At 57.5% G+C, this 807-nt stretch carries 1 pseudogene; it reads left to right on the forward strand.

The annotated features are described in order from the left end of the window. Positions 1–71: 71 nt before the first annotated feature. Positions 72–807, forward strand: a pseudogene (locus tag KAJ71_RS23180) (IS3 family transposase); the annotation flags it as partial.

The raw sequence follows: 807 nt of genomic DNA on the forward strand, positions 1-807 counted from the left end.
TGACCTGCTCCCCGTTGATTAGTACACCCCGATGTTAGTAATGTCTTCATAAGCCACATGAGGACATCCCCATGAAGAAGCGTTTTTCCGACCAACAGATCATCAGTATTCTCCGCGAGGCTGAAGCCGGGGTATCCGCCCGTGAACTCTGCCGCAAGCACGCCATTTCCGATGCCACGTTTTACACATGGCGTAAGAAGTATGGCGGTATGGAGGTGCCCGAGGTTAAGCGCCTGAAGTCGCTTGAGGAAGAGAACGCCAGACTCAAAAAGCTGCTTGCCGAAGCCATACTGGATAAGGAGGCGCTTCAGGTGGCTCTTGGGCGAAAGTACTGACGACAGACCAGAAGCGGGAAGCCGTGGTGTTGATGTGTGATGCGACCGGTCTGTCGCAACGTCGTGCCTGCAGGCTGACAGGTTTGTCCCTGTCGACCTGCCGCTACGAAGCGCAGCGTCCGGCGTCAGATGCGCATTTATCAGGGCGCATCACTGAGCTGGCACTGGAGCGCAGACGTTTTGGCTACCGCCGCATCTGGCAGCTGCTGCGCCGCGAAGGGCTTCATGTCAATCACAAGCGCGTGTACCGGCTTTATCATCTCAGTGGCCTGGGGGTAAAACGCAGAAGACGTCGTAAAGGGCTGGCAACAGAACGTCTGCCGCTGCTCCGCCCGGCGGCACCCAATCTGACCTGGTCGATGGATTTCGTCATGGATGCGCTGGCGACCGGTCGCAGGATCAAGTGCCTTACCTGCGTGGACGACTTCACGAAGGAGTGCCTGACGGTAACCGTTGCCTTCGGGATTTCAGG

Origin of the sequence: Serratia silvae (genome assembly GCF_023282985.1) — a bacterium.
Classification (GTDB): Bacteria; Pseudomonadota; Gammaproteobacteria; order Enterobacterales; family Enterobacteriaceae; genus Chania; species Chania silvae.